This is a genomic window from Rhodococcus sp. (in: high G+C Gram-positive bacteria) (assembly GCF_049286785.1).
Lineage (GTDB): Bacteria > Actinomycetota > Actinomycetes > Mycobacteriales > Mycobacteriaceae > Rhodococcus_F.
Map to the genome: position 1 here is coordinate 1 of NZ_JBAQEO010000367.1, position 16,343 is coordinate 16,343.

15 protein-coding genes are annotated in these 16,343 nt (G+C 65.5%); 12 read left to right on the top strand and 3 right to left on the bottom strand.

What is annotated here, in order from left to right; all coding sequences use genetic code 11:
- Nucleotides 1-2,138, bottom strand: a 2,138-nt coding sequence (locus WAW17_RS13620; RefSeq protein ID WP_422333489.1) for an acyltransferase family protein, incomplete at its 3' end; no start/stop codon positions are given.
- Nucleotides 2,139-2,374: 236 nt separating this feature from the next.
- On the opposite strand from WAW17_RS13620, the gene WAW17_RS13625 reads away from it, so the two are divergent.
- Nucleotides 2,375-3,736 (top strand): rhodanese-like domain-containing protein, encoded by a 1,362-nt coding sequence (locus WAW17_RS13625; RefSeq protein ID WP_422333490.1) that lies wholly within the window; start codon nt 2,375-2,377, stop codon nt 3,734-3,736.
- On the opposite strand, the gene WAW17_RS13630 is transcribed toward WAW17_RS13625, so the two are convergent.
- Nucleotides 3,725-4,324, bottom strand: a complete 600-nt coding sequence (locus WAW17_RS13630) for a CHAP domain-containing protein (RefSeq protein WP_422333503.1) — start codon at nt 4,322-4,324, stop codon at nt 3,725-3,727. The two genes, WAW17_RS13625 and WAW17_RS13630, sit on opposite strands and share 12 nt — an antisense overlap.
- Before the next feature lie 398 nt (nt 4,325-4,722).
- Between WAW17_RS13630 and WAW17_RS13635 the strand changes: the two genes are divergently transcribed.
- The 9 genes from WAW17_RS13635 (at nt 4,723) to WAW17_RS13675 (ending at nt 13,494) form a co-directional block, all read left to right on the top strand.
- Nucleotides 4,723-6,072 (top strand): phenylacetate--CoA ligase family protein, encoded by a 1,350-nt coding sequence (locus tag WAW17_RS13635; protein ID WP_422333491.1) that lies wholly within the window; start codon nt 4,723-4,725, stop codon nt 6,070-6,072.
- 14 nt (nt 6,073-6,086) lie between these two features.
- Nucleotides 6,087-6,776 (top strand): hypothetical protein, encoded by a 690-nt coding sequence (locus WAW17_RS13640; protein ID WP_422333492.1) that lies wholly within the window; start codon nt 6,087-6,089, stop codon nt 6,774-6,776.
- A gap of 8 nt (nt 6,777-6,784) precedes the next feature.
- Nucleotides 6,785-8,359: an AMP-binding protein gene (locus WAW17_RS13645; protein ID WP_422333493.1), complete on the top strand. Its 1,575-nt coding sequence runs from the start codon at nt 6,785-6,787 to the stop codon at nt 8,357-8,359.
- Nucleotides 8,352-9,548: a thiolase C-terminal domain-containing protein gene (locus WAW17_RS13650; protein WP_422333494.1), complete on the top strand. Its 1,197-nt coding sequence runs from the start codon at nt 8,352-8,354 to the stop codon at nt 9,546-9,548. The genes WAW17_RS13645 and WAW17_RS13650 overlap by 8 nt, the downstream gene beginning before the upstream one ends.
- Nucleotides 9,545-9,982 carry a Zn-ribbon domain-containing OB-fold protein gene (locus WAW17_RS13655; RefSeq protein ID WP_422333495.1) on the top strand — a complete coding sequence of 146 codons (438 nt, stop codon included), beginning with the start codon at nt 9,545-9,547 and terminating at the stop codon, nt 9,980-9,982. The genes WAW17_RS13650 and WAW17_RS13655 overlap by 4 nt, the downstream gene beginning before the upstream one ends.
- Nucleotides 9,983-10,045: 63 nt before the next feature.
- Complete coding sequence (locus tag WAW17_RS13660; protein ID WP_422333496.1) at nt 10,046-11,200, top strand: amidohydrolase family protein; 1,155 nt, start codon at nt 10,046-10,048, stop codon at nt 11,198-11,200.
- A gap of 24 nt (nt 11,201-11,224) precedes the next feature.
- The gene (locus WAW17_RS13665) at nt 11,225-11,431 is read left to right on the top strand and encodes a hypothetical protein (protein ID WP_422333497.1); all 207 of its coding nucleotides are present in this window, start codon (nt 11,225-11,227) and stop codon (nt 11,429-11,431) included.
- Nucleotides 11,432-11,471: 40 nt separating this feature from the next.
- Nucleotides 11,472-12,641: a thiolase family protein gene (locus WAW17_RS13670; RefSeq protein ID WP_422333498.1), complete on the top strand. Its 1,170-nt coding sequence runs from the start codon at nt 11,472-11,474 to the stop codon at nt 12,639-12,641.
- A gap of 46 nt (nt 12,642-12,687) precedes the next feature.
- Nucleotides 12,688-13,494 (top strand): SDR family NAD(P)-dependent oxidoreductase, encoded by an 807-nt coding sequence (locus tag WAW17_RS13675; protein ID WP_422333499.1) that lies wholly within the window; start codon nt 12,688-12,690, stop codon nt 13,492-13,494.
- Here the strand turns inward: WAW17_RS13675 and WAW17_RS13680 are convergent.
- Nucleotides 13,451-14,149: a GntR family transcriptional regulator gene (locus WAW17_RS13680; RefSeq protein WP_422333500.1), complete on the bottom strand. Its 699-nt coding sequence runs from the start codon at nt 14,147-14,149 to the stop codon at nt 13,451-13,453. The two genes, WAW17_RS13675 and WAW17_RS13680, sit on opposite strands and share 44 nt — an antisense overlap.
- 136 nt (nt 14,150-14,285) lie before the next feature.
- Between WAW17_RS13680 and WAW17_RS13685 the strand changes: the two genes are divergently transcribed.
- Together WAW17_RS13685 and WAW17_RS13690 are read left to right on the top strand one after the other, a co-directional pair.
- Nucleotides 14,286-15,920, top strand: coding sequence for a class I adenylate-forming enzyme family protein (locus WAW17_RS13685; RefSeq protein WP_422333501.1), 1,635 nt, complete (start codon nt 14,286-14,288; stop codon nt 15,918-15,920).
- Nucleotides 15,917-16,343, top strand: a 427-nt coding sequence (locus tag WAW17_RS13690) for an enoyl-CoA hydratase/isomerase family protein (protein WP_422333502.1), incomplete at its 3' end; no start/stop codon positions are given. The genes WAW17_RS13685 and WAW17_RS13690, both read left to right, overlap by 4 nt.

A 16,343-nucleotide genomic window follows, 5' to 3' on the forward strand; every position in this document is an offset into this window, starting at 1 on the left:
GGCGCGAGCGCCTGTGCGTGCACGTTCGTCAGATGGTTGTCGTCGCGGTACACCAGATCGTTGCCGATGATGACCGGGCAGCGGTCGGCGGCGCAGAACAGTGAAGTGAGATCGGCGTACTGCCCACCGCCCGCAACGGTCGCGGTCGCCTCGGCCGTGACGCCGGCGGCATTCATCGCGACCGGCAGCGGCTGCGAGCACGCCGTCGCGTCGTCCAGATTGGCGGACAGGCAGGTCGGGACCGTCGAGTGCGGATCCGGAATCGGCCCGAGGACCAGGACGGACGCGCCGGTGGACCGCAGTTGCGCCACCATGCGGGTCAGGCTGTCGAGCCAGGCCTGACCGTAGACGGTGAATCCGAAATCGCCCCCGTATCTGCGGGACATGCCCAGCACGATCAACTCGGGTTGTTCCGCCTGCAGTCGTTCGACGATCTCCTGACGCCACTGCACGCACTCGGTGTAGTCCCGGCCGAGGTAGGGGCTGGTGAGGGGCAGGTCCAGAAGGGGGCAGGTGACTTTGCCCATCGTCTCCAGCCGCCAATGCCGCTGCTCGGCCACCTGCTCGAACGCCGGATCCCACATCGCGGCATGCGAGTCGCCGACCAGGGCCACCGTCGTAGGCGACGCGAGATCACCCGACGCGCACTCGCTCTGCCCGACGTCGAGCCAGGAGCGCACGCAGCCGTTGAGGAACACCTCCTGCTTGTCCGCCGTCGCGTCGGCGAGAGGCGGGGACAGATTCGACGGGACGGCTCCGAGGCCGGCCGATTGCGCGACCGCCGCCTGCACCTGCGCGGTCACCTGCTGCACCGCCGCGTCATGCGGGTCGACCTCGGGGGCGACGGCCTCCGCGGACGGAGCGGTGACCGTCAGCGCTTCGGCCGCCGCACCCTGGCCGACCGGGACGGGCCGAAGCACCAGCAGCACCAGCGACGCACAGACCGCGACCGCGGTGACGGCGCCACCGAGCGCGAGGCTCCGCGCAGACGAGGACTTCAGCGGAGCAGCGAACCTGGCGGGATTCTCGATGAGGTGCAGTGTGAGGACGGCCAAAGCCAAGGACACCGTGACCGCGCCCAGCCGGCCGGCCAGACCGAGGGGATGGCCGAGCATCGCCGGCGCGAGCAGCAGCACCGGCCAGTGCCACAGGTACCAGGAGTACGACAACCTGCCGATTGCCCGCATCGGCGGTAGCGAGAGCGCTCGGCCCACTCCCAGTCGGGGTGCGGCGCAGCCCGTGCCGATCACCAGCACCGTGCCCAGCACGGGCAGCAGTGCGGCGGTACCGGGATAGGGCGTCGTCTCACCGAGCCGAAAGCCGGCGAAGACGATCAGGCCGAGTCCCGCCCATCCCGCGACGGCGGCGGGCGTCGGCGGCAGCCTGCGCCATGCGGTGACGGACAGCGCCACGAGCCCGCCTGCGGCCAGCTCCCAGGCCCGCGAGGGCAACGAGAAGAACGCCCACGGCGGGAGGGTTCGGGTCCAGTCCAGCGACACCGCGAACGACACTGCCGCAACCAGCGCGAGGACGAGCAGATAGGGCGCCACCACGGCGTCGGTCCGCCGGCTCCTGCGGCGAACGAACCAGACGGTGGCGATGATCAGCGCCGGCCACACCAGGTAGAACTGCTCCTCGACCCCGAGCGACCAGTAGTGCTGAAACGGTGACGGGGGCGCGTCGGCGGCCAGGTAGTCGGTGCCGTGCAGCGCGAACCGGTAGTTGCCGACGTAGAGGGCACTGGCGATCCCATCGGCGAGAACGTCGCGAGCCTGCAGTGGTGGGAGCAGCATGACCGCCCCGAGCGCGGTCGCGACCAGCACTGTGGCCCCGGCAGGGAGGAGCCGGCGGGCCCGCGCGCCGTAGAACCGGGCGAGCCGGACACGTCCCGTGTTCGCCACATCCCGCCACAGCAGCCCGGTGATGAGGAATCCGGACACGACGAAGAAGACGTCGACGCCGACGAACCCACCGTCGATGCCCGGCAGGCCCGCGTGGAAGAGCACGACGGCCAGCACCGCGACAGCCCGCAGACCCTCGATGTCAGGACGGAATCCCGCCCCCGGCTGCACGTGGGGTGTGCCGGATCTCTGCCGACCGGATCGGCGGCGACGTTCCCGGGTGTCAACCGTGTTCACTCGACCAGCCATCTGTGCACGAGACCGGGCCTCCTTGCAGGTTCCACCGCGGACAGATACCGGCGCTCGAACGCAGGCACCGCGGTGAGCGCATCTGTGACACGCGTCATACTGCCAGGCGATCTCGCGGCTCACCCGGCAGCCACGCCGTCCGGGAACAGCAGCGCCACGGCGCCCGCCGTTTGCGAGATGCCTGCCAGGGTATGCGGAAAGGGTCGAGCAGAGAGGACATGAACATGGACGTATCGATCATCGAGACCTCCGGATTGGGCGACCGCAGCTACCTCGTCACCGATGGCGCTGTCGCGGTAGTGGTGGACCCGCAGCGCGATATCGACCGGGTGCTGTCACTGGCCAACGACCACGGCGCGCAGATCACACACGTGCTCGAGACCCATATCCACAACGACTACGTCACCGGAGGACTCGAACTCTCCCGCGCCCTCGGGGCCGAATATGTCGTCCCGGCCGGTGACGACCTGGGATACGAGCACCGCGCCGTACGCGACGGTGACATCATCGATGCGGGGGCCATCCGGCTGCAGGTCATGCACACCCCCGGTCACACCCACCATCACGTCAGTTACGTACTGCGCGACACCGACGGCAACACCGTCGGCGTGTTCACCGGCGGTTCCATGCTGTTCGGCACCACGGGCCGCACAGATCTTCTCGGCGAGAAGCACACCGACGAGTTGACCCACGCCCAATACCATTCGGTGCGGCGCCTCGCAGATGAACTGCCCGCAGACGCGGAGGTCTATCCCACCCATGGGTTCGGAAGCTTCTGCTCTGCCACCCCCGCCAGCGGCGATTCCTCGACGGTGGGACAGCAGCGCGACATCAATCCCGCGCTCACCCAGGACGAGCAAACCTACGTCGACGAACTCATCGCCGGACTGTCGGCGTACCCGGCTTACTACGCCCACATGGGCGTCATCAACACCGAGGGTCCGCGGCCGGTCGACCTGTCGATGCCCGAACCCGTCGATCCGATCGAACTCCGCAACCGCATCGAAGCCGGAGAATGGGTGGTCGATCTGCGTGAGCGCACCGCGTTCGCCGCAGGCCACCTCGGCGGCACCCTCGGCTTCGAATTGTCGGAATCGTTCGTGACCTACCTCGGCTGGCTCTACAAGTGGGGCGCACCGCTCACTCTCATCGGCGACGGCGAGGACCAGATCGCCGACGCCAGGCGGGAACTCGTCCGCATCGGCATCGACGATCTGGCGGGCGCCGCGGTGGGCGAGATCCGCACCCTCGTGGCCGGTACCGAACTGCGGTCCTATCGCGTCTCGGACTTCACCGGACTCGCCGATGCCTTCGGAACGGGAGAGCTCGCCGTCCTGGACGTCCGCCAGAAGTCCGAGTACGACGAGAGGCACATCGACGGCGCACTCAACATCCCGCTGCACGAACTCACCGGCCGCATCGAGGAAGTGCCCGCCGGCGAAGTATGGGTGCACTGCCAATCCGGCTACCGCGCCTCCGTTGCCGCATCCATGATCGACCGGACGGACCGGAAGGTGGTGCTCGTCAACGACGAGTTCGACAACGCCGAGAAACTCGGCCTGACGCACGACACGTCAGGAATCTAGTCGCCCGAAGCCGACGACGGCGGAATCGTCCGACCAGTCGAGGGTGTGCACGCGGATGCGACCGAACTCGTTGCCGCCGACCGTTGTCGCGGTGTCGCCGTCCACCGCGACGACGAAGTTGGTGTGCTGGCCCACCCAGCTGCTGTTGTCGTAGAGCACCACGTCCCCGACGGTCGGCCGATACCCGTCGCCGATCGGCATGAACCTGCCCTGCGACTCGTAATACTCCTGCAGGGTGTACACGCCGGGGATCCGCCAGTGGCCGGAGTGCGGGTTCGACAACGGCCGGCCCGCCTCCCGCATGATCCAGCTGACGAAATTGGCGCACCAGGGTTCCTCGACATCCTCGGAATAGAAAGTGCCCGGCCGCTGCCGCTGGTGTTCGGCTTCGAGAAGTTCGAGGATTCGCACCTGCGGTGCCGACAGTGCGGTCGTATCGACGGACGGGAACTCGGTGGTGTCCCAGGGCAGATACCGGTCCGGCGCCACCCACAGCACACCGGCTACCACGACGGCGATCACCGCCGCGGCGGCTCCGATCCACCGGCCGAAGCGACGTCGGCTGCGGGTCGATCCCGGTTCGCTCACATCCCCGAATGTAACCTGCCCGCGCCCATGACGAATCAGCACGGACCGATAGCCGGCGGCCAGTGCTGCGTCGAAGAATGCGGGCCATCGATCACCGGTGGCGCACAGATCGGTCACTCGTTGAACTCCTCGACGTCGCTCGCCGAACCACACCGCCGTGGGACCACGCAGACTCCGTTCGCGATGAGCACCGGGCTGAACCGGGGCAACCCACCGAGTCGACATCACCTCGGACAGCCGACGAACGCGGGGCGACTCTCGACGTCTCGATCGCCGTCTCGGGACGAGTAGTTGCATGTAATATGCAGATCAACTTATGATGTGAGTGTCCGGGATCACCACGACCCTCGATTCCGCCGATCTCGACACCCGCTTCACTACTCGAAGGAAGGCTCCATGTGACCGCCCCGATGAAGTCTTCGGCAGTTCAGCCAGTGCCGAACGCCGATCCCGACAGCCCGTTCCGGGATCGCGTTGTCGAGACGTTGCCTCGGACCGACCTGCGCCGGTTGCAGGAACGACGCATTCTGTCGATGGTCGAGGCAATGTACGACAACGCCGGATTGATCGGCGAACGATGGCGCGAAGCGGGCATCTCGCCGGCCGACATCAGGACGTTGGAAGATTTCAGGTCCCGCGTACCGCTTATGGATCAGGACGATATCCGCAACTATCGACATCGACGGCACGACCCGTTCGGCGGCTTGCTGGCCGTGCCCAGCGAGCAGTTGGCCGTAGTGGGAACGACGTCGGGCACCACCGGCAAGCCGACGCCGTTGCCTTACCTGAGTCAGAATCCGACACGCTGGGGCCAGGCCCGGGACATGTGGATGATCGGTGTCCGGCCGGGCGACCACGTGATTCGACCGCTCTTCGTCTTCCGTGGCGGGCATTTCTCGGACGGCGCGCTGGACTTCGGCTGCATTCCGATCTACCTGGACCACAATCCGGGAGAGGTTGCTGCTCTCGTCGACGCCGCCACCAAGTTCGCGCCGACCGCAATTTTCCTGCTCAGTGCGCCCCTCATCAACGCGATCGACGAGTACTGCACGCAGCACGCACTCGACCCCCGCGAAGTGTTCGCGAGCTGCAGGAGCGCGGTCTTCGGCGGCGAGCCGCTCAGCCCACGGACTCGCTCCATCGTGGAGAACTGGGGCATGCGCATATTCGAAATGACGAGTCTCGGTGACATCTGCCCCGCCATGGAGTGCTCCGAACAGCAAGGCATGCACTGCTGGGAAGACCTTGCGCTGATCGAGCTGCTGGACCCGGCCACAGGCGATCTGCTCGACGAAGACGCCACCTACGGCGAGCTGGTCGTCACATCGATTGCCGATCCGGCGACAGCGTTGGTGCGTTTCCGCACGGGTGACATCGTGACGGTGAACCGGTCTCGATGCGGGTGCGGTCGAACTCATCTACGGATGAAGCCGGCAGGCCGCAAGGGTGACGGTGTCGTCATCGCGGGCCGGCATGTCCTGCCCGTTTCCGTGTGGAATGCCGTGGAATCGAACAAGGACACCGAACACGGACTGTTCCAGGTGGTCCGTACCGGCCCCACAATGGACTTCCTCCATCTGCGAGTCGGCTCCGCCGGTCGCGAAGAAGACTTCCCTGCCGTCGCCGAAGACATCGCACAGCGCATCACCGCGGAACTCGAGGTGCCCTGCACGGTCGAGGTCGTTCCCGATGCACAGCTGCTGAGGCTCGGCCCTCCCCACAAGATCCCGAGAGTCGTGAACGCATGAGAACGGAATATCCCTTGACGACACCGACGCCGACCCAGGACCAGGATCCAGCCGGTCTTGCTGTCGTGGGCCGAGTATGGGCGAACGATCAGTTCACCTGGTATCCCATGAGCGCGGAAGCGATGGCCCGGGCCGAAGCAGGTGCGGAAGACTACCTCCGCCGCTTGGGGCTCCGATCAGGCCAGGTGATCTGCTTCGTGAGCCGACACGCAGAGGTGGTCCAGTTCGCCCCTCTCGAGAGGGCAGCGCTGCGGCTCGGCCTGGTCACCTGCCACGTCGAAGCCAACGCGTTCGACGCGAACCGTCTGGCCGTATATCTCGAGCACCTGCAGGTGGCCGCACTGATCGGGCTGACCGGGGAAGTACTCGGCGGCCTCGATGCCGAAATCACCTCGTTGCTGAAGCCGGACACGACAGTGGTCAGTCGCGGCACGGCAACCGAACAACTCCGCGACCAGGGCGTCCGACCCCTGCACATGGTCGTGGTGGGGCCGGCTCTCGCACTCGAGTGCTCCGCTCGCAGTGGTCTTCATCTCGACGGATCGGCATGGAGCGTCCGAATGGTGGACGGCCTGGCCGTTGTCACCGGCCGTCACCCTGACGGTACGGACGCGCAGACCGTGGTGACCGATCTCCGAGGGAGCATCATCACAGATGAATGCGACTGCGGCAGTAATGATCCCAGATTCGTTCCGGCAACATGATCGATCAGATGGAAGGTACGTCGATGATCAACTGGCTGACACTCGGCGACGTCGCCCGCGAGAACGGGCGCCGATTCCCGGCGAAAACAGCCGCGGTGGACGGTAGCCGCAGATTCGACTACCGAAGCCTGGATCAGCGCACCACACAGATGGCCAATGCGCTCACCTCCTCCGGAGTGCGACATGGTGACGCAATACTCTGGCTGGGGCAGAACAGCTTCCGAGTTCTGGAACTGTTGGTCGCGGCCTCGAAGATCGGCGCCGTGCTGTATCCGGCGAACTGGCGACTCAGCGTTGCCGAACTCGCCCAGATCGAACTCGACCTCGATCCGGCTGCGGTGTTCTACCAGCTCGAGGAAATCGGCGAAGTGACGCAATCCGCCCGTGATCGCGTCGGTAGTCGCACGAACTGGTTCTGCCACGACGCCAATGACGGCGAGGCATACGAAGCCCTGCTTGCCTCGGGGTCGACGATCGATCTCGAAACTCCGGTCGATCCCACCGCGCCTGCGCTCGGTATCTTCACCGCCGCGTTCGAGGGGAAACCACGCCCTGCACTTCTGAGCAGCCAGAACCTGATCCTGCAAGGGGTGCTGAACGCCCACCTGAGAGGGATCTTCCACGACGACGTGTTCCTCGTCTCCGGACCGCTCTTCCACATGGGTGTGTACATGGAGCTACTGCCGATCTTCCTGTTCGGAGGCACCAATGTCTTCGTCAGAAGAGTCGACGCAGAGGAGATCTGCCGACTCGTCGACGCCGAAAAATGCACCCTCGCCTATCTGTTCGAGCTCACACAGCAGCAGATGATCGACGTCGACGCCGACCGTCGGTTCGATCTGTCGAGTCTGCGTTCGGCCATCGGTCCGGACGGTTGGTTCGATTTCGTGCAACATGACGACAGCCACTTCGGAGACCGGTTCGGTGGTTACGGCCAAACCGAAACGAGCGGCTTGGTCACCTACGCGGCCATCGGACCCGAGCCGAAAGGACGGGCCGGCCGGTCCTCACCCCTGGCGATGGTGCGAATTCTCGATGAAGCCGGTTCGGAAGCAGGCGTCGGCGAGGTCGGTGAAATAGCAGTGCGCGGGCCTCTCGTGATCAGCGGATACCGTGACGGCGAACAAGCCACGCAGCACGGCTTCCGGCTGACGGGAGATCTCGGGCGCCGCGAGGACGACGGCTCGATCACCTTCGTCGGCCCCAAGCGGCAGATGATCAAGTCAGGAAACGAAAACATCTATCCCGCAGAGGTCGAGGGCTGTATCCGGCGCATGCCGGGAGTAGTCGACGTGGCCGTCATCGGTGTGCCCGACGAGCGCATGCGGCAGTCCGTCAAAGCCCTGGTGATCGCCGAACCCGGCGCCCGGATCGATGCGGCGGCGATCGACGCGCACTGCCTCGCTCATATCGCCCCCTTCAAACGACCCCGCCACGTCGAATTCGTCACTTCACTGCCCAAACGCAACGGGCAGATCGATTACAGGCAACTCGATGAGGAGTACGGCGGGGGTGGCTATCCGAGTTCGGTCGCCACGCCCGAGGTCACCACTACCGAGGTCGGCGGTAACCGGAATGGGTAAGGCTGCGATCGCCGGCGTGGGCGCCACCCGCTTCTACCGACGCGGTGAATCCGTACCGCGCACAGTCCTCGACATGGCTTGTGAGGCAATACGTGCTGCTGTCGACGATGCCGGACTCACCGTGGCCGAGATCGACGGCTTCGCGTTGTATGCGCACAGCGACGAACTCGATCCGGGCAGAATCGCACAGACACTGGGGATCAAGGAGTTGACCTTCTCCGCCACGCTGACCGGCGGCGGAGGCGGCTCCGCCGGCGCCGTGGGCCTGGCTGCCACGGCGGTGACTTCCGGGCAGGCACGCGTGGTGGTCACGGTCATGTCGGTCCAACAGGCGCAGCACCGACTCGGCGCGGCCTTCGCCGTGGATACCACTTCCGGCGGGGCGTACGGTCCGGGTGGGGGCGACCCCGACAAGGATTTCGTCGCACACGCGGGGCTCATGGCGCCGGGTCAGATGGTCGCACTGCTTGCGCAGCGGCACATGTTCGAATATGGCACCACGCGAGAGCATTTCGCTGAGGTGGCACTGTCTGCACGCCTCCACGCGTCCACACGCCCGACGGCGCTGCGTCGTGAGCCGCTGACGATGGAGGATTACTTCTCCGCGCGGATGATCTCCGATCCCCTGTGTCTGTACGACTTCTGCATGGAGTCCGACGGCGCGGCTGCGGTGGTGACGGTGTCCGCTGAACGGGCGCGGGATCTGGCGCAGCCCGTCGTCGACATTCTCGGTGCGGCGCACGGCGGCCCCGGTCGCTGGGGAAAGGCGTTCACCTGGATGCAGATGCCACAGGAATACTTCGCGTCTTCCGGTCACCGGTCCATCGCCGCACGGTTGTATCGGGCGGCCGGTGTGGAGCCGGACGACATCGACGTGGCCGAACTGTACGACCATTTCACCCCGGGAGTGATCATGCAGATCGAGGACTACGGCTTCTGCAAGATCGGTGAAGGTGGGTCGTTCGTCTCGGACGGATCCATCCGGTGGCCTCACGGGCGCCTCCCGGTCAATACGCACGGGGGCAACCACTCCGACGCATACATCATCGGCATGACTCATGTGATCGAGGCGGTGGAACAGATGCGCGGCACCGCCGTCAATCAGGTCGACGGTGCCCGTCTGGCACTGGCCACCGGGGGTCCTGCCCCGATCCCGACGAGTGGGCTCATCCTGGCGGCGGCATCATGACCGATCGCCCGACACCGGCGTTGCCCGAGATGCTCGCAGTGATCAACCCCGATCACTTCAGCGAACCTTTCTGGGCGAAAGCCCGAGCGCACGTACTGGTCTGCCAGCAGTGCACGGCATGCGGAACCCATCGCATGCCGCCGTCCCCGATCTGTTTTGCCTGCCAGTCGAGTTCGTACGATTGGGACACGCTGCCGGGCACGGGCACCATCTTCACCTTCACGGTGACCCGGCACGCCTTCGTGCCGTATCTGAAGGGCCTGACTCCCTACGTGGTTGCGGTCATCGACCTCGACGGCGCACCCGGGGCACGTCTGGTATCGAACATCGTGAACGGGCCCGAACAGAACGTCTCGATAGGTGCGCGCGTTCGCGTGGTCTGGGACGACGTGACCGACATGGTCACCACACCGAAATTCGACATCATTCCCTGACAGAACTCGATTCCCGAGGACATCTGTCGAGCAACGAACGATCAGTTATCAGGAGTAACAGCAATGACGCAGAAACTGTGGGCCAACTCCGGCGATTCACACTTCCTGGAACCAGCCGACCTCTGGCAGACCAGGCTACCGGCCAGGTTGGCAGAGTTGGTTCCCCGTTCGGAGAAGGATCCCGATGGCAAATGGGAGACCGTGTTCGTCGACGGTCAGGCGTTCCGGCGTCGCCTGCCCTCCATCGCTCAGGAGGAGTTCTTCTCGGCGAGTCACCGCGCACCGGGCGCCAATAATGTCGATCTGCGTGTCAAGGACCTCGACGAGGAGGGTATCTGGGCGGAAGTCGTCTTTCCCTCTCTCGGGATGTGGGCGTCGTCGTTCCGTACCCCCGAGGTGCTCCGCGAAGCCGTGCGGGTCAGCAACGACTGGTCCGTCGATACACTCCTGTCGGCCTCCCCTCGCTTCATCGCGACGGCCCAGGTGTCCACACTCTCGATCGACGACGCGGTCGCCGAGTTGCGCCGTTGCGGGGAGCTGGGATTCAAGGCGGTGTTCCTTCCGGTAGCCCCGCACCCGAATCAGCTCGACTACAACCATGACGAGTGGGAGCCTTTCTGGGCCACCGCCGAGGACATCGGGATGGTGCTCGCGTTCCACATCGGAACCGAACCGATCGACATGTCGACCGGTGGGGCGGTGGGTGTCGCCTACCGCGGACCGGGTGGAGCGGTTCTGAACTACACCGAGACCACGTTCGGTGGTCAGCGGGCCGTGATGAAGCTCGTCGCGTCCGGCGCACTCGATCGGCACCCGAACCTGAAGGTGCTCATTTCCGAGGGCGGGGCGACGTGGGTGCCGTTCCTCGCGGACCGGATGGAAGAGGGATACCGACAGCACTCCACGGTGGTGCGCCCCAAGCTGAAGCGCTCGCCCAAGGAGATCATCTACTCACAGATCTATGCCTCGTTCCAGCACGACGAGTCGGCCGTCAAGGCGATGACCGCCATGGGATACGACAAGGTCATGTGGGGCAGCGACTACCCGCACATGGAGGGAACGTACGGCCACACCCAGAAGACGCTGCACCACTTGTTCGACAAGGAAGATGCAGCCACCCGCGAACGCATCATGTTCGGCGTCTTCAACGAACTGTTCCCCGACACTCCGGCACCGCCGGCGGTCGGCACCGAGCACCCCACTGCGGCAACCCGGTGACGGGTCACGCGGAAGGTACGAACCATGGATGACAGCAGCCTCTACGATCTTCCCACCGAGTTCTTCGCCGGTTTCGCGGCCGCCGCTGGATACTGCGACGCGCAGTCGATTCTTCCCGTCGACGATCGGTATGTCTGCCATTGCAGTTGCGGTCGATGGGACCTGACGGCCGCCAGTCGCGACGAGGGCCTGGCCCTCGCCCGCGCACACACCCAGGCGACTTCGGCATGATCGCCTCGAAGTCGGTAGTGCTATCTCAGAGGAGACACCTGTGCCCGATGCAGTAATCGTCAGCGCGGTCAGAACCGCGATCGCCACGGCGCGCAAAGGTACGCTCTCCCGTACCTCCGGCGAGAAGTTGGCCACCCACGTCGTCCTGGAAGCCGCTCGTCGGTCCGGTATCGACCCGGACCGGTTCGACGATGTGATTCTGGCCGAATCACTCTATGGCGGCGGCGATCTCGCCCGGTACGCCGCAGTGGCCGCGGATATGCAGTCCGTTCCGGGACAGGCCCTCAACCGGCATTGTGCCGGCGGCCTGACGGCCGTCGGATCAGCTGCGGCAACTATTCGCGCGGGCATGGAAACCGCGATCATCGCCGGAGGAGTCCAGTCGTCCTCACTCGCGCCGCGGCTGACCTGGCCGACAACGGACGAGGGACTGTCCGAATCGCGGATGCCTGCCACCTTCCCCTACACCGAGGACGCCACCGACGACGTTGCGCTCTCGGTGGGCTGGAACACCGCGCGGGAGGCCGGGTTATCACGCGAGGAGATGGACGCGTGGGCACTGCGATCACATCAGCGTGCTCTGGCGGCAATCGATTCGGGAGTATTCGTCGACGAGATCGCGTCGATGAAGGTGACCCGGCCGGATGGCACAGTAGTGAATTTCGAGGTAGACGAACACCCCCGCCGCGACACCAGTCTCGAGAGGCTGGGAAGTCTGAAGCCACTGCATCCCGAGATCGACGGGTTCTCGATCACCGCCGGCAATTCGAGCGGGGTCAACGATGCTGCGGCGGCCCTTGCGATCGTCAGCGAGTCCTTCGCGGCTGAGCAGGGGCTCGAGCCGCTCGCGGTAGTTCGTTCGTGGACCGCGCTCGGTGTCGACCCGGGCCGAACGGGAATGGCTGCCGTCGAGGTGATTCCGCGGGTGCTCGAACGGGCCGGAATTCGGGTGTCCGACGTGGCCTTGTGGGAGATCAATGAGGCGTTCGCCTCTGTTCCGATGGCGGCGTGCAAATCCCTCGGCCTCGACGAGGACACCGTCAACATCTACGGAAGCGGTTGCAGTCTGGGACATCCGGTCTCCGCCAGCGGAGCACGCATGCTCACGACACTCGCTCACGAGCTGCACCGCCGAGGCACCGGGATCGCCGTCGCGGCGATGTGTGCGGGTGGCGGGCAGGCGGGCGCAATGGTGATCGAGGCATGTTGAGCACTCACGACACACCGAGCACTCACTACATACAAGGGAGATCGTCGTGGAACTGAAGGGCGCTTCGGCACTGGTAACAGGGGGTGCGGGCGGTTTCGGTTCCGCAACCGCCCGACGTCTGGTGGAGGCGGGGGCGCGCGTCGTCATCGCCGATTTCGACGCCGATCGCGGATCGGCACTGGCGGCGGAACTCGGTCCCTCGACCACGTTCGCACATACCGACGTCACCGACGACAGTTCCGTGCAGGCGGCGATCGATGCGGCCCGGGAATTGGGTCCACTTCGCGTCGCGGTCGTGGTTCACGGTGGTCCGGTCGCCGGTCGCCGGATCGTCGATCGAGAGGGAAAGGCCTACCCTGCCGCAACTTTCGCTCGTACCGTCGACATCTTTCTCACCGGCACCTACCGGGTGCTCAGTCTCGCTGCTGCAGCCATGTCGCACAACGAACCTGCAGAATCGGGCCAGCGTGGGGTCGTGATCACCACGGCGAGCATCGCCGGATACGAGGGCCAGGCCGGGCAGTCGGACTACTCGGCAGCCAAGGGTGGTGTCATCGGACTCAATCTGACAGCGGCCCGAGACTTGGCTCCACTGGGCATCCGGGTGGCATGCATCGCCCCCGGGACCTTCTACACCCCGGCGTACGGCATGCCGGAGGAAGAGGCCCAGGCCAAATATGGACCGACGGTTCCCAATCCGAGGAGGATGGGGCGCGCCGACGAATACGCCCGCCTGGCCGTCCATATCGCGGAGAACGACTACATCAACGGCGAGGTCATTCGTATCGACGGCGCGCAACGGTTCGGCATCAAGTCGCCGAACGCTCCGGCGTCTGCTCCGAGTAGAAGCTGAGGATGCCGCGCACGTGCAAGCGCGCGGCACTCTCGGCCTCACGGGCATTGGACGCCTCGATCGCAGTAAGAATCGCCTCGTGAGCATTGACCACCGGTTCGTCCAGCGCACCGGGAAGCGCGGACATCGTCCGCGTGATCAGGGTGAGCTGGGCGCGGATCTTCGAGAGTTCGTCGCTGATCCGTTTGTTCCTGGCACCGGTGACGAACAGCTCGTGGAAGACCTGGTCGTGCTCGAGGTGAGCGGAAAGATTCGAACCGTGCACAGCCTCCGCGTGGGCCTCGAAGGTCTCCCGGAGGCGCGTTTTCTCCTTGGGCGTCATCCGCTTTGCCGCCAATCGCGCCGCCATGCCTTCGAGTGCTTCACGGAATTCGAAGAGCTCCGCGAGATCGTTCGGGCGACCCGCGAGAACCTCGGCGCCGCGTCGCGGAGTGACCGTGACCAAGCCTTCGTTCTGGAGTCGGTGCAGGGCTTCGCGCGCCGGTGTCCGGCTGACATTGAGCTGGCGGGCGAGCTCGGGAACGCTCAGACGCGTGCCCGGCGCAAGATCGCCGGAGAGAATCGACTCACGAAGCGAATCCACGACGCGGTCGAGCAGGAGACCGCCTTCTTCGATCGGGTTGACGCGAAGCGTGGGCCCATTGGGTTGGGGCATCGAACACACCTTTCATTTTCTCTCGGTCAAGACTCCGGGCCGGACCGGCGCATGCCCGCTTGGTCGCTGCTCAGACGGCTCACTGTAGCGAGCCTTGACCATCGACATGTCATCCACGACTGCTAAGGTCTATTACATGTTACATGCAAAAAGCGAATCGCAGCGGAGCATTCCGGGGCTCGGCGCGTCGTCGGCGAGAACTCTGACCGCGGAGTTCGCGGGTCATGCAGCGAGCCAGCCGACGAAGGTCGCGGTGGTCGACGACAATCGGACCGTCTCGTACGCGGAACTTGCAGAGCTGACCGAGGAGTGCCGGCAGCGGCTCGTGGAATACGGCATCGGCCGCGGCGACGCCGTCGCGTGGCAGCTACCGAACTCGGTGGAAGCTGTCGCCCTGTTCCTCGCCTGTGTGGACCTCGGCGCCGTCGCGGTCCCGATCGTACCGATCTTCCGCGAGAACGAAGTGGAGTTCATCTGCGCCCAGACGCGGGCCGCAGTGCTGATCGTTCCGGCCGAGCATCCACGAGTCGACTACCCTGCCCTGGCACACACGGTCGCCGGACGAGTGGACACCCTCCGAATGGTCGGCACCGTCAGCCTGGGAGAACCTCGGCCGTTCGGCACCGGAACCACTGCCTCCGGACGGAGCCCGATCAACGCGAGCGAATCCGCGAACGCCGACGAACGCGTCAGCGTGATCGTCTATACGTCGGGCACCGAATCACGCCCCAAAGGCGTGATGCATTCGCAGCACACGCTGATCTACGACTCCGACTCGATGTGCCGGTACCTCGACATGACCGCCGACGACGTCTTCTTCATGCCCTCGCCGCTGTCCCACATCACGGGACTGCTCAACGGCATCATCGGCCCCGTTCTGCTCGGCGCCACCGCCGTGCTCCAGGACAAGTGGGATCCGGCCCGCGCCCTCGAACTCATTCGGACTCACCGGTGCACGTACTCGGTGATGGCGACCCCGTTCCTGCAGCAGATGTTCGCGCGGCCGGATGCGGCCGACGCGCTGCAGTCGTTCAGGTTCATCCGGTGCGGCGGCGCCGATATTCCGGCGACACTGATGGACACCGCGGCCCGGTTCGGAGTGACAGTGCTCCGCGTCTACGGCCTTTCGGAACTTCCGACGCTGACATGTACGCACCCCGATTCGTCGGCAGCACAGCGAGCAGGCACCGACGGGCGGATTCTCGAGAACGTGACACTGCGAATCGTGGACGACGCAGACCGGGAACTCCCCCCCGGCGCCGTCGGGCACATTCTCGCCAGTGGACCCGAGATGTTCCTCGGCTACGTGGATCCCTCACTCGACGCGACGGCATTCACCACCGACGGCCTCTTTCGTACCGGCGACCTGGGAACGCTGGACGCCGACGGATACCTGAGAATCACGGGCCGCGCCAAGGACGTCATCGTTCGAGGGGGCGAGAATCTCAGCGCACTGGAGATCGAAGAGGCACTGCGCGAGCACCCGTCGATCGTGGATGTCGCCGTCGTCGGCGTACCGGATGACGTGATGGGACAACGCGCCTGCGCGTTCGTCGTCACCGCCGACGACGCGGCAATCACCATTGCGGACCTGCGTGCCGCCATCGTCGGTGCCGGACTCGCCGTCCAGAAAGCACCCGAGTACGTGCTGCGCGTGGCCTCGCTGCCGAGAACGCCCAGCGGAAAGGTGCGCAAGAACGCCTTGACCGCCGAGTTCGCCGAGCGCACCACATCAGTCCCCAGGACAACCGATCACGGAGAGACCGCATGACAACCGACTCGCAGCAGACCACCACCGAGGACGAGGTACTGGTCGATTTCGACGAACACGTCCTCACCGTGACCATCAACCGGCCGCGCGCACGCAATGCGATCAACGAGAACGTATGCCGCCTTGTGGGATCCGCACTCGAGAGAGCAGAGGAGGACCGCGATGTCCGGGTCGTCGTTCTCACCGCGGCCGGCGACCTGGCATTCAGCGCCGGTGCGGATCTCAAGGCACTTGCCGGCGGCGTGCCGGTGGTCCCCGAGGGCGAGCCCTGGCAGCGCTGGGGTCTGGCCGGGGTGGTCGGGCATTACATCAGCAAGCCGATCATCGCCGCGGTGAACGGTGCGGCGCTCGGCGGCGGAGCGGAGATCGCACTCGCCTGCGATCTCATCGTCGCGGCGCGATCCGCGTCGTTCGGACTTCCGG